This window comes from Kribbella caucasensis (assembly GCF_004361855.1).
In the GTDB taxonomy this organism is placed as follows: Bacteria; Actinomycetota; Actinomycetes; order Propionibacteriales; family Kribbellaceae; genus Kribbella; species Kribbella caucasensis.
Genome location: NZ_SNWQ01000017.1, coordinates 81,983 through 101,639, shown reverse-complemented (window position 1 = coordinate 101,639; position 19,657 = coordinate 81,983). Strand labels below are relative to the sequence as shown.

At 67.4% G+C, this 19,657-nt stretch carries 20 protein-coding genes and 1 pseudogene; 7 read left to right on the top strand and 14 right to left on the bottom strand.

The annotated features are described in order from the left end of the window. The first annotated feature begins 28 nt into the window (after positions 1–28). A complete protein-coding gene (locus EV643_RS44335; RefSeq protein WP_166665629.1) occupies positions 29–187 on the top strand; it encodes a hypothetical protein in 159 nt (52 codons plus the stop codon). A gap of 36 nt (positions 188–223) precedes the next feature. Then, positions 224–382: a DUF1059 domain-containing protein gene (locus tag EV643_RS30320; RefSeq protein ID WP_133803593.1), complete on the top strand. Its 159-nt coding sequence runs from the start codon at positions 224–226 to the stop codon at positions 380–382. Between the two features lie 4 nt (positions 383–386). Here EV643_RS30320 and EV643_RS30315 read toward each other — a convergent pair whose 3' ends face one another. After that, positions 387–674, bottom strand: a complete 288-nt coding sequence (locus EV643_RS30315) for a hypothetical protein (protein WP_133803592.1) — start codon at positions 672–674, stop codon at positions 387–389. Positions 675–797: 123 nt separating this feature from the next. On the opposite strand from EV643_RS30315, the gene EV643_RS30310 reads away from it, so the two are divergent. Both EV643_RS30310 and EV643_RS30305 read left to right on the top strand, forming a co-directional pair. After that, positions 798–1,397: a uridine kinase family protein gene (locus EV643_RS30310; RefSeq protein WP_133803591.1), complete on the top strand. Its 600-nt coding sequence runs from the start codon at positions 798–800 to the stop codon at positions 1,395–1,397. A gap of 162 nt (positions 1,398–1,559) precedes the next feature. Continuing rightward, a complete protein-coding gene (locus EV643_RS30305) occupies positions 1,560–2,219 on the top strand; it encodes a hypothetical protein (protein WP_133803590.1) in 660 nt (219 codons plus the stop codon). Between the two features lie 21 nt (positions 2,220–2,240). Here the strand turns inward: EV643_RS30305 and EV643_RS30300 are convergent, their stop codons facing one another. The 6 genes from EV643_RS30300 to EV643_RS30275 all read right to left on the bottom strand — a co-directional run bounded on the left by EV643_RS30300 (position 2,241) and on the right by EV643_RS30275 (position 9,119). Then, positions 2,241–3,518, bottom strand: a complete 1,278-nt coding sequence (locus tag EV643_RS30300; RefSeq protein WP_133803589.1) for a thymidine phosphorylase — start codon at positions 3,516–3,518, stop codon at positions 2,241–2,243. 1 nt (position 3,519) lies between these two features. Then, positions 3,520–3,927, bottom strand: a complete 408-nt coding sequence (locus EV643_RS30295; RefSeq protein WP_255513055.1) for a cytidine deaminase — start codon at positions 3,925–3,927, stop codon at positions 3,520–3,522. Then, entirely contained in the window at positions 3,905–5,191 is a 1,287-nt protein-coding gene (locus EV643_RS30290; RefSeq protein ID WP_133803587.1) for an ABC transporter permease, read from the bottom strand. The genes EV643_RS30295 and EV643_RS30290 overlap by 23 nt, the downstream gene beginning before the upstream one ends. Next, positions 5,188–6,396: an ABC transporter permease gene (locus EV643_RS30285; RefSeq protein ID WP_133803586.1), complete on the bottom strand. Its 1,209-nt coding sequence runs from the start codon at positions 6,394–6,396 to the stop codon at positions 5,188–5,190. Before EV643_RS30285 ends, EV643_RS30290 begins: the two co-directional genes overlap by 4 nt. Next, positions 6,397–7,947, bottom strand: coding sequence for an ABC transporter ATP-binding protein (locus tag EV643_RS30280; RefSeq protein WP_133803585.1), 1,551 nt, complete (start codon positions 7,945–7,947; stop codon positions 6,397–6,399). A gap of 95 nt (positions 7,948–8,042) precedes the next feature. Beyond that, on the bottom strand, positions 8,043–9,119 hold the full coding sequence (locus tag EV643_RS30275; RefSeq protein WP_133803584.1) for a BMP family lipoprotein: 1,077 nt from the start codon (positions 9,117–9,119) through the stop codon (positions 8,043–8,045). 320 nt (positions 9,120–9,439) lie between these two features. On the opposite strand from EV643_RS30275, the gene EV643_RS30270 reads away from it, so the two are divergent. Further along, the gene (locus EV643_RS30270; RefSeq protein ID WP_133803583.1) at positions 9,440–10,627 is read left to right on the top strand and encodes an amidohydrolase; all 1,188 of its coding nucleotides are present in this window, start codon (positions 9,440–9,442) and stop codon (positions 10,625–10,627) included. On the opposite strand, the gene EV643_RS30265 is transcribed toward EV643_RS30270, so the two are convergent. Both EV643_RS30265 and EV643_RS30260 read right to left on the bottom strand, forming a co-directional pair. Next, the gene (locus tag EV643_RS30265; RefSeq protein ID WP_133803582.1) at positions 10,624–12,204 is read right to left on the bottom strand and encodes an acyl-CoA mutase large subunit family protein; all 1,581 of its coding nucleotides are present in this window, start codon (positions 12,202–12,204) and stop codon (positions 10,624–10,626) included. The two genes, EV643_RS30270 and EV643_RS30265, sit on opposite strands and share 4 nt — an antisense overlap. Before the next feature lie 84 nt (positions 12,205–12,288). Continuing rightward, positions 12,289–12,870, bottom strand: a complete 582-nt coding sequence (locus EV643_RS30260) for a hypothetical protein (RefSeq protein ID WP_133803581.1) — start codon at positions 12,868–12,870, stop codon at positions 12,289–12,291. Between the two features lie 141 nt (positions 12,871–13,011). On the opposite strand from EV643_RS30260, the gene EV643_RS30255 reads away from it, so the two are divergent. Then, positions 13,012–13,242, top strand: coding sequence for an AbrB/MazE/SpoVT family DNA-binding domain-containing protein (locus tag EV643_RS30255; RefSeq protein ID WP_133803580.1), 231 nt, complete (start codon positions 13,012–13,014; stop codon positions 13,240–13,242). A 173-nt stretch (positions 13,243–13,415) separates the two neighbouring features. Here EV643_RS30255 and EV643_RS30250 read toward each other — a convergent pair whose 3' ends face one another. From EV643_RS30250 to EV643_RS30240, 3 genes are all read right to left on the bottom strand, one after another. Then, positions 13,416–13,850, bottom strand: coding sequence for a type II toxin-antitoxin system VapC family toxin (locus EV643_RS30250; protein WP_133803579.1), 435 nt, complete (start codon positions 13,848–13,850; stop codon positions 13,416–13,418). Beyond that, complete coding sequence (locus EV643_RS30245; protein WP_166665628.1) at positions 13,851–14,144, bottom strand: toxin-antitoxin system HicB family antitoxin; 294 nt, start codon at positions 14,142–14,144, stop codon at positions 13,851–13,853. Positions 14,145–14,244: 100 nt separating this feature from the next. Then, positions 14,245–17,136, bottom strand: coding sequence for a COG1470 family protein (locus EV643_RS30240; protein WP_133803577.1), 2,892 nt, complete (start codon positions 17,134–17,136; stop codon positions 14,245–14,247). Positions 17,137–17,384: 248 nt separating this feature from the next. Between EV643_RS30240 and EV643_RS30235 the strand changes: the two genes are divergently transcribed. Next, complete coding sequence (locus tag EV643_RS30235) at positions 17,385–18,329, top strand: hypothetical protein (RefSeq protein ID WP_133803576.1); 945 nt, start codon at positions 17,385–17,387, stop codon at positions 18,327–18,329. Positions 18,330–18,381: 52 nt separating this feature from the next. On the opposite strand, the gene EV643_RS30230 is transcribed toward EV643_RS30235, so the two are convergent. Together EV643_RS30230 and EV643_RS47020 are read right to left on the bottom strand one after the other, a co-directional pair. Further along, a complete protein-coding gene (locus EV643_RS30230) occupies positions 18,382–19,188 on the bottom strand; it encodes a leucine-rich repeat domain-containing protein (protein WP_133803575.1) in 807 nt (268 codons plus the stop codon). 18 nt (positions 19,189–19,206) lie between these two features. Beyond that, positions 19,207–19,596: pseudogene (locus EV643_RS47020) on the bottom strand (CPCC family cysteine-rich protein). Positions 19,597–19,657 lie beyond the last annotated feature (61 nt).

The window sequence follows — 19,657 nt, the reverse complement described above, 5'->3', positions numbered from 1 at the left end:
ACGCCGGCCCGGTTCAGAGGAGAACATCATGGCCAAGGTCATCAACTGCGACGACGGTTACGTCGTGCGCGGCGACAACGACGACGAGCTGATCGCCAACGCCGAGCGGCACCTCCGCGAGGCCCACCCCGACCTGGTCGGCAAGGTCACCCGCGACCAGCTACTCGCCCAAGCCGTCGAAGCCTGATGCTGATGGCAAGATGATTTGGGGAAAGGACATGCCATGGCGTATCTCATCCCGTGCTCGTGTGGCTACCTCATCCGCGGCAACACCGAGGACGAGCTCATCGAAGCGGCGTTCGAACACGCCCGAACCGCCCACCCCCACATGCTCGACACCCTCAACCGAGAAGCCCTACTGGCAATGGCCCAGGTCGAGTAAGCCCTTAGTCGCCGGGCTGCTGAGGTGTTCCGGCTTTCTGCCGCTCCGCAGCCCTGGCCTTGGCGATCAGACGGCCCTCCTCGGCGCCTTGGCGGTAGGCGTCCTCGAGGCGGCGGACTCCGTACGGTACGAAGATGGCCGACCAGACGGGCCACGTGCCGAAGTCGTACTGGCTCAGCATCACGATCAGGATCATGAGTACGGCGAGGCCGATGACCGCCAGACCCCCGCGGCGGCTGAACACCCGCGTGTCGTCCCCGACGAGCGGCATTTGGGTGATCGAGGCGACCACGGCGGGACCTTGAACAAGAAGCCGGGACCGTGACCCCCAAATAGCTTGTTCAAGCCCACCGTTTCTTGTTCAAGCTCCCCGCCATCCGCCCGTCCGGGCGGGCGGATGGACGAGAATGGGGCGGTGAGTGCTCGGGTGGTGTTGTTGGCGGGGCCTTCGGGGGCGGGGAAGTCGCACCTGGCTGAGGTCGTGGGGTTGCCGGTGGTGCGGCTGGACGACTTCTACCGGGACGGGGACGACGAGGCGATGCCCCGGTCGTCGCTCGGGATCGTCGACTGGGACGACCCGGGATCGTGGGACGCGGCGCGCGCGGTGGAGGCGCTGGAACGGCTCTGTACGACGGGGGCGGCGGACATGCCGATCTACGACATCGCCGTGGACGCGACGGTCGGGCATCGGGTGGTGTCGACCGACGGGCGGCCGCTGGTGATTGCCGAGGGCATCTTCGCGGACCAGATCGCGGGCGAACTCCGGTCCCGCGGGCTGCTGGCGGCCGCGATCTGCGTGCGGCACCACCGGCTGGTCACGTTCATCCGGCGGTTCCAGCGCGATCTCCGCGAGCACCGCAAACCACCGTTCACCCTGTTACGCCGGGGCTTGCGCCTGCTGCAGGACGACCCCCGAGTGGTCCGCCGCTGCATCGATGCCGGTTGCGAACCCCTCCCGCCCAAAGCCGCCCGCCGCCGCATCGCGGACTTGCTGGCCACCGCCCAGAACGCTTGAGAAGATTGGGGGTCGATGCGACAGTACATAGGACGTCCCAGGCTTCGGAGCGCAGCGAATGCCTTACACATAGTGCATTCGCCTGGTGTTCACCTTCGTCTGATGGCATCGGCGCGGAATCCCCTGACCTGCGGAGGAATCGTGAGGCGGAAAGCGCCGGGCATGACCGCTGTGCTCTTGTGTGCCGTCCTCGGTGTGTCCGGCTGTGCGGGAGGTGACGCCGGCGCCCTGACCAGCTCTGGAAGCTCCGGCCGCCAGGCCGCGCCGGCTCCCGGAGCGGCGTCGGCACCCGCTGACGCCCTGAAGGGCGGGATAGCCGGGTTGATCGTCGTACCGAAGGGTTACGTCGCCGACTCGCGTGAGATGAGCGGCCCGTTCAAGCTGGCGTCGTACCTCGACACCGTCTCCGCGTTCCAGGCGGAGGACCGGGCTCTCCTGCTCAACGCGACCTTCACCGAGGGCTACCAGGCCGCGCGGATGAGCCCGGACCGGCAGAAGCAGTACACGGTCCAGCTGTTCAAGACCGGCTCGGCCAAGAAGGCGAAGTACCTGCAGCTCGGTTTCTGGAACCAGCAGTCGCACACCATGAAGTTCGCCGTCCCCGGCGTACCGCAGGCCTTCAGCGACCAGCGGGTCGGCATCACCGGCACCGCGGAGCAGTCCGAAGCGGTCGCCGAGGTCAGCTTCGTGGTCGGCGCGATGCTCGTCCAGATCAGGGTCCGCCAGGTCGGCGAACTCGAGACCACCCTGGTCCCGGACACCGCCCTCGCCCGCACCTTGGCCAAACAGCAGTACACCCGCCTGACCAGCAAGTCCGGCTGACCCCGCGTCAACCACCTGGGTTCAGGCGGTCACCCGGTCGATGATCAGGCGGCGGTCGGGGGCCGACGTACCGACCTCGACGGCGTCGGCCAGGGCGTCGAGGGCTCGGTCGAAGCGGGTGGCGTCTTCGGTGTGCAGGGTGAGTAGGGGCTGACCGGCGGTGACCTCTTCGCCGGGTTTGGCGTGGAGCTCGACGCCTGCGACCGCGGAGACCGGGTCCTCCTTACGGGCCCGGCCGGCGCCCAAGCGCCACGCGGCGATGCCGACGGCGAGAGCGTCCAGGCGAGTCAGTACGCCGGACGCGTCGGCCGTCACCACGTGCTGCTCGGGAGCGACGGGCAACGGCGCGTCGGGGTCGCCTTCCTGGGCGGCGATCATCTGCCGCCAGACATCCATCGCCGAGCCGTCCCGCAACTTCGACGCCGGATCCACGTCCGTGACCCCGGCCGCGGCCAGCATCTCGCTCGCCAGCGCGACCGTCAGCTCGACCACATCCGCCGGACCGCCGCCCGCGAGCACTTCCAGCGATTCACGGACTTCCAGGGCATGCCCCGCCGTCAGACCGAGCGGCGTGGACATGTCGGTCAGCAGCGCGACCGTCTTCACCCCGGCATCGGTGCCCAGCGCAACCATCGTCTCGGCCAGCTCACGGGCGTCGGCGAGCTCCTTCATGAACGCGCCGGTCCCGACCTTCACGTCGAGCACCAGCGCACCGGTCCCCTCGGCGATCTTCTTGCTCATGATCGAGCTGGCGATCAACGGGATCGCCTCGACCGTGCCGGTCACGTCGCGCAGCGCGTAGAGCTTCTTGTCCGCCGGCGCCAGCCCGTCCCCGGCCGCGCAGATCACCGCACCGACGTCCTCCAGCTGACGCATCATCTCGTCGTTGGTCAGCGCCGCCCGCCACCCAGGGATCGACTCCAGCTTGTCCAGCGTCCCGCCGGTGTGCCCGAGACCGCGCCCCGACAGCTGCGGTACGGCGACACCGCAGGCCGCGACGAGGGGCGCCAGCGGCAACGTGATCTTGTCGCCGACGCCGCCGGTGGAGTGCTTGTCCGCGGTCGGCCGGGACAGCTTGCCGAAGTCCATCCGCTCACCCGAAGCGATCATCGCGGCGGTCCAGCGGGCGATCTCGCGCCGGTTCATCCCGTTCAGCAGGATCGCCATCGCCAGCGACGACATCTGCTCCTCCGCGACCGCGCCGCGCGTGTACGCGTCGATCACCCAGTCGATCTGGGCATCGCTCAGCTCACCCTTGTCCCGCTTGGTCCGGATCACGTCGACAGCGTCGAAGCTCACGTCACTCCTCCAGGTTCTCCGGCCCGAACGCGTCGGGCAGCAACTCGCGCAGCGGGCGGCTGCCGCTAGCCGTTTCGATCAGCAACCCCGGACCACCGTGCTCATGAAGCAGCTGGCGACACCGCCCGCACGGCGTCAGCAGGTCGCCGTTGTGGTCCACGCAGGTGAACGCGACCAGCCGTCCACCCCCGGTCCGGTGCAGCTCGGACACCAGCCCGCACTCGGCGCACAGGGTCAGCCCGTACGACGCGTTCTCCACGTTGCACCCGGCAACGATCCGGCCGTCGTCCACGTACGCCGCCGCGCCGACCGGGTACCCGGAGTACGGCGCGTAGGCGCGGCCCATCATCTCGACGGCGACCTTCCGCAACGCCGCCCAGTCGACCTCATTCGGTGACGTAGGGCTCACCATCGGCCTTCGGAGCGCGGACTCGTCCCACCAGACCGGCCACCGCGATCACGGTCGCCAGGTAAGGGGCCATCAGCAACAACTCGCCCGGGATCGGGGTCTGGATGACCTGCAGCTGGGACTGCAGTTGGGTGGCGAAGCCGAAGAACAACGCGGCCACCATCGCCCCGATCGGGTGCCAGCGGCCCATGATCAACGCGGCCAGCGCGATGAACCCGTTACCCGCGGTCATATCCTTGTTGAACGAGCCCGCGAACCCGACCGTGAAGAACGCACCACCGAGGCCGGCGAGCACGCCCGCCCACAGCACCGCCGAGTACCGGACCCGCTTCACCTTGATGCCGACCGTGTCGGCCGCCTTCGGGTGCTCGCCGACCGCGCGGACCCGCAAACCCCAGCGGGTCTGGAAGAGCATGAAGGTGACGACAGCGACCGCGATGTAGGTCAGGTACACCAGCACGGTTTGCTGGAACAAGATCGGCCCGATGAACGGGATGTCGCCCAGCCCCGGGATCTTCACCGCAGACAGAACCTCGGGCGTGTTCAGACTCGCGTCCTCCTGCAGGAACTGGTCGAACAGGTAGCCGGTGACACCGGACGCGAAGACCACCAGGACGACGCCGAGAACCACCTGGTTGACAAGGTACTTGATCGAGAAGACCGCGAGCAGCCAGGCCATCGCGACACCCGTGAGCGCCGCCGCGACCAACGCCGCTGCCGCGCTGTCCGTAGTACTGGCGACGACCGCCGCGGTGAAGGCTCCGACCAGGAACTGGCCCTCGATCGCGATGTTGATGACGCCCGCGCGCTCGCACAGCACACCGGCCAGCGCGCCGAGGATCAGCGGCGTCGCGAAGTTCAGCGTGCCCTGGAACTGGTTCGCCAACGGGAACGTCTTGCCCGCCGCCGCCCAGCACAGGAACGCACCGATGAAGCAGATCCCCAGTACTGCGGCCAGCCAGCCGGAGTACCTCTGCGGGACGCGGCGGAGCACATACGCCACGGCCGCGACCAGACCGAGGATCCCCAGCAGCAGGGCCGTGCCTTGCGCCGGGACGCCGAGCAGGTTGTTCTGCAGGTCGCCCGAGACCAGTTGGAATGTCGCCTGGCCGCTCTTCGTGAAGATCGCCAGCCCGAGCCCGATCAGCGCGAACACCAGCATCACGCCGCCGATCCGCAACCGCCGGATCCGGTCGGCCGGAGCCTCGATCGTCGCGGGCGCCGGGACCCGGACGGTATCGGGGGTGGTCGTTGTCTCGCTCATCCGTTCCAGCCTTTCGCGAGGACGGCGCCGACGCCGCGTTCCTTCGGCAGGAACCGGACCACCGAGCGCACCAGCGCCGGAGCCGCGACGAACAGCACGATCACGGCCTGCAGGACGGTGGTCAGGGTCAGCGGGGTCTGGGTCTGCAACTGCATCTGCAGACCACCGGCGTTCAGCGCGCCGAACAGCAGACCTGCCAGGACGGTGCCGAGCGGCGTACCGCGGCCCAGCAGCGCGACCGTGATCGCGTCGAACCCGACCGAGGCCGCGACACCATCGGTCAGCGGGAGATCCGTGCCGAGCACCTGCTGGGCGCCGGCCAGACCCGCGAGCGCACCGGCGACAACCATCGCGATCGTGTACGCGCGGCCGACCGACATCCCGGCCGTCCGGGAGGCATCCGCGTTCGCACCGACCGCGCGGAGCTCGAAGCCGACGGTCGAGCGGTTCAACAGCCACCATACGAAGACCGCGGCGAGCAGCGCGAGGATGAAGCCCAGGTGCAGCCGGGTGTCGCCGAACTGCGGGAACTGGGCGTTCGCATCCACCACCGGGCTGATCGGGTCCTCGCGACCGGGCCGCTTGAACGCCGTTGTCGTCAGCAACCACTGCAACAGGTAGATGGCGACGTAGTTGAGCATGATCGTGACGATCACCTCGTGAGCTCCGGTTCGCGCCTTCAGCACACCGACGATGCCGCCCCAGATCGCCCCGCCGATCAGGCCGGCGATCACGGCGAGCACCAGATGCAGGACCGGAGGCAGGTGCCAGGCGAAGCCGACGTACCCGGCCAGGATCGCGCCCACGATCAGCTGGCCCTGGGCACCGATGTTGAACAGCCCGGTGCGGAACGCCAGCGAGACCGCCAGACCGCCGCAGATCAGCGGAGTCGCCTGGGTCAGCGACTCGGCGATCGGGTCGAGGCCCCCGAGCGCGCCGACCGCGAGCGCCTTGTATGCCTCTCCGACCGCGGTCGCGGCCGCCGAGATGGTGTCCATCGGCGCGGCGCCGAAGTACCCCATCGCCGTCTTCACCTGGTCGTCGCCGACGATGATCAGGATCGCGCCGACGACCAGCGCCAGCACGATCGCGCTCAGCGAGACCAGGCCCTGCACCGCCCAGCTGGGCAGCCCACCGCGCTGCTTCTTGGCGGGGGCCTCCGGCGCCGGGGCCGGAGCCGGCTCGGTAACTGTGTCGTTGCTCATCTAGATGGTTCCCAACGTCGTCGGGTGCTCGGTCGCCTCGACTTCGGCCTCGCGCTTGGACGCGCCGGCCATCATCAGGCCCAGCTCGTCGCGCGGGGTGTCGGCCGGGACGACGCCGACCACCTTGCCGCGGTACATCACCGCGACCCGGTCCGCCAGCGCGGCGATCTCGTCCAGCTCGGTGGAAACGATCAAGACCGCGGTGCCCTGGTCGCGCTCCTTCACGATCCGGGTGTGCAGGAACTCGATCGAGCCGACGTCCACCCCGCGGGTCGGCTGGGAGGCGACCAGCAGCTTCAGTGGCCGGGACAGCTCACGGGCCAGCACCACCTTCTGCTGGTTGCCGCCCGACAGCGATGAGACGGCCAACTCGGTCCCCTGGGTGCGGATGTCGAACTCGTCCACCCGGTCCTGCGCGTTCTTCTCGATCTCGTCGGTGCGCAGCGCCAGGCCCTTGCCGAACGGCTCGCGCCGGAACAGGTCGAGTACCAGGTTCTCCGCGACCGAGAAGGACCCGACGAAACCGTCGTGCGCACGGTCCTCGGGGACGTACCCGATACCTGCGTCCAGCCGCTGCCGGGTACTCCGGCCAGTCAGGTCGATGCCGTCCAGGCTGATCTTGCCGGCCGCGATCGGGGTCAGCCCCAATACCGCCTCGGCGAGCTCGGTCTGACCGTTGCCCTGGACACCGGCCACGGCGAGGATCTCGCCGGCCCGGACCTCCAGGTCCACCTCGTCGACGGCGGTGAATCCGCGCTCGTCGATCACGGTCAGCCCTTCGACCCGCAGTACGGGCTCTCCCGGCTGAGCCGGTTCCTTGTCCACCACCAGCTCGACCGCGCGGCCGACCATCATCTCTGCGAGCTCCTCCTCGGACGCCGACGGCTCGGGGCTGCCGACCACCTTGCCGCGGCGGATCACGGTGATCTTGTCGGCGATCGCCTTGACCTCTTTGAGCTTGTGGGTGATGAAGACGATCGAGGTGCCGCTCTCCTTGAGCTGCCGCATCACCCCGATCAGCTCGTCGATCTCGGCCGGGGTGAGCACCGCTGTCGGCTCGTCCAGGATCAGCACACTGGCCTCGTTGGTGAGCGCCTTGATGATCTCCACCCGCTGCTGCACGCCGACCGGGATGTCCTCGACCAGCGCCTCGGGGTTGACCTCGAACCCGTATCGGTCAGAGAACTCGGTGACCAGGGTGTGCGCCCTCTTCCGGTCCAGTACGCCGCCGGGGTGGGTGTTCTCCCGGCCGAGCATGATGTTCTCCGCGACGGTGAACACCGGGACCAGCATGAAGTGCTGGTGCACCATCCCGATCCCGTGCCTGATCGCGTCGCTCGGCGAGTGGATCGCGACCTTCTCGCCGTCGATGACGATCTCGCCGGAGTCGGGTTGTAGCAGCCCGTACAGCATGTTCATCAGGGTCGACTTGCCGGCCCCGTTCTCGCCGAGCAGGCAATGGATCTCGCCCGGCTCGATCACCAGGTCGATGTGGTCGTTGGCGACCAGGGAGCCGAAGCTCTTGGTCAGCCCCGAGAGCTCGAGATGCATACGTGAGCCAACCTTTCAGACGGCGAGCCAGGAAGGCCGGCCTCGCGGACCTTTGCCTTCCTGGCTCGCACCGTACTACGCGATGGCGTCCTGGATCAGGATGCCTTCGGCTGTGCCTTGGACGCGATGGTGATCTTGCCGCTGATGATGTCGGCCTTGATCTGGTCCAGCTCGGTCTTCAGCTCCGCCGGGACCTTACTGTCGAACTCGTGGAACGGCGCCAGCGCCGTACCGCCGTTCTCCAGCGTGCCGATGAACTGGCTGTTGTCGAACTTGTTGTCCACGACGGACTCGATCGCGTTCTGGACCGCGACGTCCATGCCCTTCTTGACGCTGGAGATCAGCACCGAGCAGAACTCCGCGGCGCTCTCACAACCGTCGGTGTCGACCCAGATCGCGTTCACCTTGCCGTTGCTCGCCTTGGCCGCCTGCAGCCCACCCAGACCGGCCGGGCCGGCCACCGGGAAGATGATGTCGGCGCCCTGGGTGATCAGGTTCTGCGCGGTGTTCTGGCCCTTCGCCTTGTCCTCGAAGTCACCGGTGAACAGGCCGGACTGCTTGGCGTCGTCCCAGCCGAGCACCTGGACGCTCTTGCTCTTCTGCGTGTTGTAGTACCGCACGCCCTCGGCGAAACCGTCCATGAAGATGGTCACCGGCGGGATCTTGATACCGCCGTAGGTACCGACCTTGCCGGTGGTGGACATCGCGGCCGCGAGATAGCCGGCCTGGAAGCTCGCCTGCGCGGTGTTGAAGCCGAGCGGCTTGACGTTCGTGATCGGCTGCACCGGGGCGGAGTCGACGATGGCGAACTTGATGTCCGGGTTCGCCTTGGCCGCCTTGTCGGTGGCGTCCTCCAGCTTGAAGCCGACGGACACAATGACGTTGCACTTGGCCGTCACCATGGCGGTCATGTTGGTCGGGTAGTCGTTGTCCGACTTCGACTCGGCCTTGACCTCGGTGATGCCCTTCGACTTCACCGCCGCCTGCAGGCCGGCGTACGAGGTCTGGTTGAACGACTTGTCGTCGAACCCACCCGAGTCGGAGACCATACAGGCCTTGAAATCCTTATTGGCGCCCCCCGCGGCCGAGTCCTCGGCCGGCGGGCTGCCACAGGCGGCGACGGCGACCGTCACCGCGCCCACGATCGCCAGTCCCCGCAAGTACTTCTTCACCGGACGTCTCCTTTGTCGACCGAAAACATTTGCCCGGCACACCTTCCCCAGGGGTGCCGCATCCGCAGACTATAGGGGCGGGCCGCCATTCCCTGAACGTCAAATGGGCCTCGATACCGGAAAGTGACCGGCACTTTCGTCACAATTCCGAAACTCCTCCGGGATCGCTACCGTCCGCGTGCCATGGGTCACCGAGCGCACGATGGCTGCGTTGTCAGGGACATCTGATCGACCTTTGCTCACGGTCAGTCCTCGTCACGGTGAGTCACCGCGGTGCCGCCGCGGCCGGTTTCGTCGGGCCGGGATGGAACAATCGCGGGATGACGACTTCGCACCAGCTGTTGCTCGCGGACGTGATGGCACGCGTCGACGAGGTGGGCGCCGAGGCGATCGCGGTACGCCGGGACCTGCACGCGCACCCCGAGCTCGGCTGGCACGAGGTCCGCACCACCGAGGTACTCCGGCAGCGGCTGACCGCGGCCGGGTTGTCGCCGCAGGTGCTGCCGACCGGGACCGGGCTGATCTGCGACATCGGTTCGGGCGACACCTGCGTCGCTCTGCGTGCCGATATCGACGCGCTGCCGGTATCGGAGGCGATCGACAGCCCTTTTCGGTCGACGATCGACGGGGTCGCGCACGCGTGCGGGCACGATATGCACACCGCGGCCGTTCTGGGTGCCGGTCTGGTTCTCGCCGGGATGTCGGCGGACGGCGTACTGGATCGGCGGGTGCGGCTGATCTTCCAGCCGGCCGAGGAGGTGATGCCGGGCGGCGCGCTCGGCGTGATCGCGGCCGGCGGCCTGGAAGGGGTACGCCGGATCTACGGGCTGCACTGTGATCCCCGGTTGACGGTCGGCCAGGTCGGATTGCGGGTGGGCGCGTTGACCGCCGCGGCGGACCGGGTCCTGGTCCGGCTGACCGGGCCCGGCGGACACACCTCGCGGCCGCATCTGACTGCCGATCTCGTCTACGCCCTGGCCACGCTGGTGACCGAACTCCCGGCCGCCCTCTCCCGCCGGGTCGACCCGCGCGCCGGGATGTCACTGGTCTGGGGCCGCATCACCTCCGGCTCGGCCGCCAACGCGATCCCGGCCCGCGGCGAGGCAGAAGGCACCCTCCGCTGCCTTGACGCCAACGCCTGGCGCCTGGCCGCCGAACTGATCCCCTCACTGGCCGCGCAACTGGTCGCGCCCTACGGGGTCGAGGTCGACACCGAGGTCACCCACGGCGTCCCCCCGGTGATGAACGACGCCGCCGCCATCGACGTACTCCGCTCGGCCGTCGACCAGACCCTCGGCCACGACGCCGTCGCCCAGACCGACCAGTCCCTCGGCGGCGAAGACTTCGCCTGGTACCTCGAACACGTCCCCGGCGCCATGGCCCGCCTGGGCGTCCGCCCGATCGGCCTCGAAACAGCCGCCGACCTCCACACCCCCGGCTTCAACCCCGAAGAACAAGCCATAACCCAAGGCACCACAGTCCTGACCGCAACCGCCCTACTCGACTAGAAGGTGTCGGCGGGGATGTAGGTGCCCCAGACTTCGCGGAGGGCGTTGCAGACTTCGCCTACGGTGGCTCGGGCTTTGAGGGCGTCCTTCATCGGGTAGAGGCAGTTTTCGTTGCCCTGGGCTGCTTTCTTGAGGGCTCCGAGGGCCTGGCCGACGGACGGCTGGTCGCGGTCGGCGCGGAGTTTGGCGAGGCGTTCGACCTGCTGGGCCTCGATCGCGGGATCGACCCGGAGGGGTTCGTAGGGTTCCTCCTCGGCGACCTTGAACTTGTTGAGGCCGACAACGACCCGCTCGGTGCTGTCGATCTGCTGGGCGATCTTGTACGCCGACCGCTCGATCTCCTGTTTCTGGAAGCCCTTCTCGATCGCGGCCACCGCACCGCCGTACTCCTCGACCTGGTCCATCAGCTCGACAGCGGCCTGCTCGACCTCATCGGTGAGCGACTCGACCACATAGGAGCCGGCGAACGGGTCGACGGTCGCGGTGATGTCGGTTTCGTACGCGAGCACCTGCTGGGTCCGGAGGGCGAGCCGGGCCGCCTTCTCGGTCGGCAGCGCGATCGCCTCGTCGTACGAGTTGGTGTGCAACGACTGGGTGCCACCGAGGACCGCGGCCAGGCCCTGGATCGCGACGCGGACCAGGTTCACCTCGGGCTGTTGCGCGGTCAGCTGCACCCCGGCCGTCTGGGTGTGGAACCGCAGCATCAGCGACTTCGGGTTCTTCGCGCCGAACTCGTCGCGCATCACCCGCGCCCAGATCCGCCGGGCCGCCCGGAACTTGGCGACCTCCTCCAGCAGCGTCGTACGGGAGACGAAGAAGAACGACAGCCGCGGCGCGAACTCGTCCACGTCCAGCCCGGACGCGACCGCGGCCCGGACGTACTCGATCCCGTCGGCCAGCGTGAACGCGATCTCCTGCGCGGGCGTCGCACCGGCCTCGGCCATGTGGTAGCCGGAGATCGAGATCGTGTTCCAGCGCGGCAGCTCCGTCTGGCAGTAGGCGAAGATGTCGCTGATCAGCCGGAGCGACTCCTTCGGCGGGTAGATGTAGGTGCCGCGGGCGATGTACTCCTTCAGCACGTCGTTCTGGATCGTGCCGGTCAGCTTGTCCCCGGCGACGCCCTGTTCCTCGGCGACCAGTTGGTAGAGCAGCAACAGCACCGAGCCCGGCGCGTTGATCGTCATCGAGGTGGACACCTGGTCGAGCGGGATCCGGTCGAACAGCACCCGCATGTCGTCGATCGAGTCGATCGCCACCCCGACCTTGCCGACCTCGCCGTGCGCGATCGGGGCGTCGGAGTCGTACCCCATCTGCGTCGGCAGGTCGAACGCCACCGACAGGCCCATCGTGCCGTGGTCGATCAGCTGGTGGTACCGCTGGTTCGATTCGGCCGCGGTCCCGAACCCGGCGTACTGGCGCATCGTCCACGGCCGCTGGGTGTACATGCTCGGGTACACCCCACGGGTGAACGGAAACTCCCCCGGCGCCCCGAGCTTCTCGGCCGGATCGAAATCAGCAAGCTTGTCGGGGCCGTAGACGGGTTCGAAGTCCCAGCCCGACTCGGTCTGGTGGCTCATCCCCCCACGGTAGAAGAACCACGCCGCAACTGGTATGGAGCGCGCAGGTGACGTCCAGCACCCTCTGTGACCGAGGTCTCCCACTCAGCCGACCGGACGGGCAACGAACTCACCCAGGCCTGCCTCGAACTGCTGGTACCCCGGCGGAGCCAAGATTTCGGGCCGATCGTCCATTTTGATCCACGCCATCGATGGACAGTCGAGCACCGAAATGCTCTGCACCGGCGCCTTGCCGATCCGCCGACCGGTCCGCGCCTCGTACACCTCGAACTCGTAGGTCATCGCCGTGACGCGGATGGTCCTCTCCTCGGGCCAGTCGAAGTCGCAGGACCCCAGATAGCCCCCCGGGGTCTGCCCAACCTCGCATGCGATCAGCTGGACCTCCGCGGGCTTCGGTGTCCAGGCAGCCGGCATCGGCTTGGTCTTGCTGGTCAGGCTGCCGTCCTTGATCCAGATCGGATGCGGCCCGTTTCCCGCGTACGCCGGCGCCGCGGGAAACGCAGTACGCCCGGGCTCCTCACACGTTTTGTCCAGCGACCCGCTGCTCAGCGCGTAATCGCGAGTCGCAAACACCTCCAGATAAACCAGCGCAACCACACCGGCAACCAGCCCGCCCAACGCCAGCCCACTCAACGCCAGCTTCAGAACCCTCGCAACCCTCCGCACCCCCCGCAGTCTGCTCCGTCCCCCATCCCCCGCGCCTCCAGTTGCACGAAGCTGCCACCGACCCACGTGAGCTCCGCGGTGCGGCGTCCGGTCGCGGTGTCACTCTTACCGGTAGGAACTTCGTACTCGTGGGAGGTCGCGGTGCGCATCACGTCCAAGGGGCAGGTCACCATCCCGATCGACGTCCGGCAGCAGCTCGGACTGCGTGAGGGGGACGAGGTGGAGTTCATCGTCGACGGCGATACCGCGCGTATGGTCCGGGCCAAGAGCAACGAGCCCGCCGCGCGTCGGCTCGTGGCCAGGCTGCGCGGCCGTGGCTCCAGTGGCATGAGCACCGACGAGATCATGGGGCTACTGCGTGGCGAGGACTGACCTGTCGCTCGTGCAGCCTCTCGTCGAGGTCTCGGTCGACTTCTCTTCGATCGAGGACCTCGATGACGCCCTGCGCGGGGCCGAGTTGCACCGCGAGCCGTTGCCGTTCGAGGCGGGGTTTCCTGGCCGGCAAGGGGTCCGTCGCCTACCGCCGCCTGCGACCGGCAGATGGATCAGCTGCCGATGAACCCCAGCTTTGCGGCGACCTCAGCCTGCGCGTGGTCGCGGCTGGCGAATCCGCAGGCTTCCGGGGAGGACAGCGGCATCGCAGCGAGCTCGGCGACAGCGAGATGCAGGGCGTCGAGTGACCTGATCGCATGATCCCGGACGATCTCGATCGCTCGTGCCTCGACAGCCACCGGGTCGGGCCGGAGCAGAGTCACCGGCCCGTCGACCGCGGTGTCCGTCTCGAACGCCGCCAGCAGGCCGTCAAGGTCGGCTCGACCGCTGCGGGCCGCGCGTGTCAGCGCACTGGTGACCTCCACCAACGTCCAGGTCGAGGTGACCAGCGCATCCTCGCCGAACAGCAGATCGTTGGCCGCCTCGTACCCCTGCTCGTCGGGAAGGTAGGCACGGACCAGCACAGAGGAGTCGACGTAGATGATCACCTACCGGCCGTCTTCCAGGATCGCGTCGACGACCTCCCCCAGCCCGCGGGCGGAGTCGAGAGCCGTTTGCCGCTCGACTCGGGACAACTTCCGTCGGGGGGCATGTGGCTCGGCCAGCACACCCAACTGGTGAGCCTTCGCCCGGAGCCGGCGGCGAACCGACGCGGGATCTTCCTCGATCAGATGGTCCAGCAGCTCGGTGGCCAGCGCGTTGACCGACTGTCCGCGCTCCTGCGCACGAGCCGCCAACCTGGCATGCAGGTCATCAGGCACACGAAGCAGCAGCTGTCTCATGAGACGAATGCTATCACCGAGCATCAAGTGTTGCTATCACCCTCGGCGCGCAACGGCCCGGCGTACGACGGGTGTGTCGTACGCCGGGTTGTTGTGCGGGTTAGCGGATCCAGAGGTCGCCGAGGGTGGGGGTTACTCGGCCGGAGGTGTAGGTGCCTCGTTCGCTGGTCATGGTCGCGTTGAACCAGTCTCGGCGGGTCAGGATCGGGCCTAGGTCCGCCAGGTGGAGGCGGAGGGTGGCGGGCGTGTTCAGGGCCAGGTTGCCTTGGGCTTGGACGATCGCCTGGTTGCCGACCCGTACGATCCAGTCGTCGTGGAGGCCGACGAAGAGACCCTCGCTGGACAGGAACTCGGTCACGCCGACCGGTCTGCCGCCGGAGTAGCCGCCCGTCACGGTCAGCTGAGTCTGCCGACCAGCCGAATCCCGACCGAGCAGGCCGAGCCCGGTCACCTTGGCGCGCTCGTCGTAGTGGACCAGTTCGACCTCGTTGCCAGAGCCCTCCCAGTAGCCGTTCGTCGCCGGGATCGACGGCTTGACCTTCCACAGGTCGACCGGCAACCCGGTCGCCGGGGTGGTCGCGGCGCCCGACGCGTTCGCGGTCGCCTGGAACCGGTACGGCGTCGTACTGAGCGTCGGCGTCAGGTCGAACTGCACCTGGGCCAGCGTGAAGTTGCCCGGCGAACCGTCGTCCTCCTGAGTCGCCTGTGCGGCCAGCCTCGGCGTGGTCCCACGCGGTACCAACGTGTCGCCGGTGTAGACGAGGTTCAGGTCCTCTTCGTCGATCACGAACGCGGTGCTGTCCGAGCTGGCCAAGTACCCCGTGTCACCCGCGAAGGTCGCGCCCGCGGTCGTCGAAATGGCCGGCTGGTTCACCACGATCGACGAGACGGCGTACCCGGTGGCGTCGGTGGTCGCGGATGCCGACTGCGTGCCGAGGGCGAACCCGATCGGCTTGCCCGCGAGCGGCGTACCGCTGATGCCATCGGTCAACACCGCAGACACCGCGGCCGGGTCGGAGTACTCCGCTGTCGCGTCGCCGGTGTAGTCGATCGCCGTCGGCCGCCGTTCGACGGTGTAGTCGGTGAGGAGCGCGGCCCCGGCGTGCTTGCCGAGCCTCTTGACGCTCACCGAGAGTTGGTAGTCCCCCGGTGGCAAGGTGATCGCCGGGTTCGCCGTCGCCACGCCGGACGCGTCGGTGATCGCCGTCGCCTCCTGCGCGTCGGCGGAACCCTGCAACCGGAAGGTGACCTCGGCACCCGCGATCGGGGCCAGCGCGTTGTCGGCGTCCTGGACCGTCGCGGCGAAGCCCGCGCCCTCGCCCCACGGCTGCGAGACGGCACCGGTGTACTCGAGCCGGGTCTCGTGCAACACGACGCGCAACTGGATCGGGCTCGTCGAGGAGATCCCCGCTGCCGTCGTACTACGGCCGACCACGTTCAAGTTGATCGTCGTCTCAGGCGCATCGGCCGGCGGCGTGACGGTGATGTTGGCAGTGCTCCCCGCGCCGGCGGTGAGCGTCTTCCGATCGGTCGACGCGGTCCACCCCGCTGGCAACCCCTCCACCGTGAAGTCGAACGTGTCGGTGGCCTCACCGGTGTTCATCACCGCGAAGCTGACCGGGCTCGCCTCGGTCGGTACGACATCCACTCGCCGCGGCGCAGCCTTTGCGTCGGTCGAGTCGACCAGTACGCCGGGCCCGCGGACGTCGAAGTACGCCCTGATCGTCGAAGCGCTGCACCCGATCGCCCGGACCGCGAGGCGCGACGCGGTTCCGTCCCGCCAGGGCCTCGACATGGTGCGCTGTGAGGAGGTCGTGTCGCACGGGTTCCACGCATCGGCCGGGTCGCCGCCGTAGCAAATGCCGTTGGCGTTGCAGCCGGGGGTCGTGCTGCCGTTCGGCCGCATGATCTCGATCGGGCGGGTCGTGTCGGAGGCGCTCTCCCAGACCGAGTCGTCGGCCCGCCAGATCGCCAGCCCGCTGTCGTGCACGGACCGCTCGTAGGTGTTCGGCGTCGCCTGCCGGTTCTCGACGACGAAGTAATCCTCGGTGCCCTTCGACGGGTCGTACAGGATGTAGTAGGGCTGGGCACCGGTCGCTGCGTTGGCGACGTCGTAGTACCCGTCCTGGACGACGACGTTCGGCGTACCCCAACCGAAGTGCACCTTCTCGAAGCCGTTTGGACCGAACAGCGTGGTGTCCGGCGGTCCGCAGGTCGGGCCGGACAACGCCCACGCGCCGACACCGAACCCGTACAGGTCCCGCATGTGGGTGGTCTGGTGACCGACCTCGTGGACGAGCGTCATCAGGTTGGTCAGCGTGGTGTTCAGCGAGACGCTGATACCGGTCAGGGTTTTGCTGTCGTAGCTGGCGCCTTCGGACACCCGGGTCGCGCCGCAGTTGTCGGCGTTCGCCTCGTTGGCCGGCGTATCGGGATTGTCGGCGATCGGGTTGCCGGTGCGGACGCTGACCACGGTGAGCTCGAGGTCGTCGATCCGGCCGTCGTTGTTGTCGTCGAAGGTCGCGAAGTTGACCGAGGCGTTGGCGAGTTCGAGCACCCGGCGGGACCGTTGCGAGTCGTTGAGCCCTTCGAACGACTGGAACGTGCCGGCGTTGACGATCACCACGCCGTTGTTCGCCGTACCGTCTGTCTCCGCGGCCGCGGTGAGGATGAGGTCGCCGCCGGACATGGCGTTGAACCAGTTCGCGACGCTCGGGAAGCCGCCGAAGAACCGGTTCGCGGCCCAATTTTCATCTGCGCCCGGGGTGTTCGCGACGTCGCTGAACCGCGGCAACACCACGAGCATCTCCCGGTCCCGCTGCCCGCCGGTGAGGCTGTAGACCTGGTCGTTCGCACCCCACGACGTGTTGTGAAAACTCCCCGGATGCGAGAAGTCAGGCGGCGGACTCGGATAAGGCGGCAACGCCCGCGCCTGCGGCTGAACCAACCCCCACCCAACCAAGCTGACGCAGACAAGCACTACCGTCCGCACCCACCGCTTCCGCGCACGCGAAAAGTCCCCCATGACACTGTCCCCCCACCAGTCGGCGCCCTCCGTGACCACCGATCTCCCGCCCAGTGCACTGCCGGCCGTCGTGGTTGTCCAGATCCGGACGCGCCTCCGCCCCGAGTTCTGCCCGAAGAGGCAGCCGGGCGGTTTGCTGAGTGGTCAGATTCCTTCTAATGTAGGCCCGCTTCGGGGGAAGGATGTTCGGGATTCACTCTGACGACGGAGAACTGATGCGCGCGCGTGGACTGGCTCTCGGGGCCCTGGCTCTGACCATCGGATTGTCGACCGGAGTCGTACTGGCCGGACCAAGTTCGGCCGACGAGCCGGTCTTGGTGAACAGCGTGGGAACGCAACTGCCGGTCGACGACTTCCGGGCGATGGAACTCGACGAGGTCCGCGGCCGCCTGTACCTCGCGCAAGGCGCCGGCAGCGAACTCCCGCTCGTGGTGACGGATCTCGACGGCGTCCTGCAGGCCAAGGTCTCCGCCGTAACAGGTGCCTCGGATGTGGTCCTGAGCGACGATCACCACACGTTGCTGGTCGCTGCGGACTTCGACCACGTCACGGCGGTGGACGCCGACACTTTGGTGCCCTCGGCAACGTACGCCGCGCCGACCGGTGCCTGCGTCTACGCGGTCGAGCCGGCCGGCGACAAGATCGTCGGCGCCTACTACAACTGCGGAATCGGCTCCGGCGGCCTCCTGATCTGGTCCGCCCCGGGCACCGCACCGGTTGTCTACACCGGCGGACCCAACTACCACCCCATCATCGATGCCATCGCTTCCGGTCTGATCGTTGCCGGCGACACCGGATACTCCCCGGTCAGCACGTACGTCATCGACGTCTCAGGTACGACGCCCACGATTCTCAGCAAGCGCGACAACGCCGGCTCCAACCTCATCGACTACGCGGTCAGCCCCGATGGCACCGAGGTCGTCGAGACGGTGGGCCACCAACCAGCAATTCCTCCAGGTCTACGCCACCCCCGCCGGCTCCACCGAACGCTCCATCGGCAACCCAGAAATGACCTCAGCCGGCACCTTCACCACCACCTACGCCCTCCCCCGGGGCACCACGACCTTCACCGCCCACTACAAAGACTTCGAAAACTGGTACCCCACCGCCACCGTGGCGACCACCCTTACCCGCTGACCAGGCTGGCCCCCGGCAGATGAACTCCTGCTATCGCGCCCCATCTGCAACGCCCTGATCAATCTCGCGACTTGACTACTCATCCGGTCCGAGAACTTTGGCCCGTTCAGCGAGAGCGGCCAGCGGGTGAAGATTTCCATCCGCGATCCGGGTCCCCCCGAGACGCACGTCCCGCAGCCGGGGCAGATTGAGTAGTGGCTCAACCGATGACACTGAGCCTTGATAGGTGATTCTCAATTCCTCAAGGGCATCAAGGGCTGACAGATCTTCAAGCATCAAGGGATTGGCCGAGGTGAACGAGCTGTCCCCGATCAGCCAGAGACGTCTAAGTTTCGACAGACCACGCAGCGGCCGGAGGCCCTCAACCCGCATCTCGAGGAGCTCCACGTCGGCCAGCGACCCACACGACTCCAGACCCGCCAGCGAGACGTCCTGCCGCGTTCCCTCGACCTTCAGCCTGGAGAGCGCTGAAGAATTCGAAAAGTCCGCAAGGCTCCGGCCCTCGAAACCCCAAATCTGGAGAAGGCGTAACGCTGGCAACATGGACAGATGCTGCAATCCGGATCGGTTGTCGACGCTCACGGCCTCCAACGTAGATTCCGGAGTACTAGGAACTGCCACCTGACATCTCGTCAGCAAGACGACCTCGCGAAGACCTTCAAGCTTGAATGCGTGCGAGTCATCCATGGTCACACCAGATACTTCGACATACTTCAGTTCCGGTAGGTCATCCAAGAATTCGAGGTTCGCTAGCCTGGCCCCACTTGCGATTCGTAGGTAGACCCCATCGTAGCGATCTGACATGTAGGCATTTCGTAACTCTTCCCAGCGAAACAATGCGCCAACCTGCCAGGTGAGAACACTGTAGTCGAAGCGGCTCATCTCGCGAACTCATTTCCTCTATTCACGGCCCGGGGAAGGCTCCTGCCTCCAGAACGTTGGCCGCCACCAATAGAGGACGGCGCGATCCTCGGGCCAAGGTTCATCCTGCACTAATGTTTCTTCGAAGCTATCAATAGCCAGATCTATTGGGCGAAAATTCTCATCGATCGGTTCGTCTCCCATCGGCGGCCGAGCCCGATCAGAACGACTGGATTCGCTGACCCGGATCGTCCTGTACGTCCCCTGGGCATCGACAAGAGACGGCTTGTTCGCACCACCGCTGTAGAGCGGCCACCGGAGTTGCACCTGGTCGTCTTACCAGCGACAGACCGGACAGATTCGATAGGAACCCGGTTGGCCATCGTGCACGAGTCGACCACAGCACGGACACGGACAGCGTCGGATCATGCTGGCGCCAACGTTCGGGCTATGAAGTTCCGGATGGCCGACCGGGTCAAACGCCGCTCGA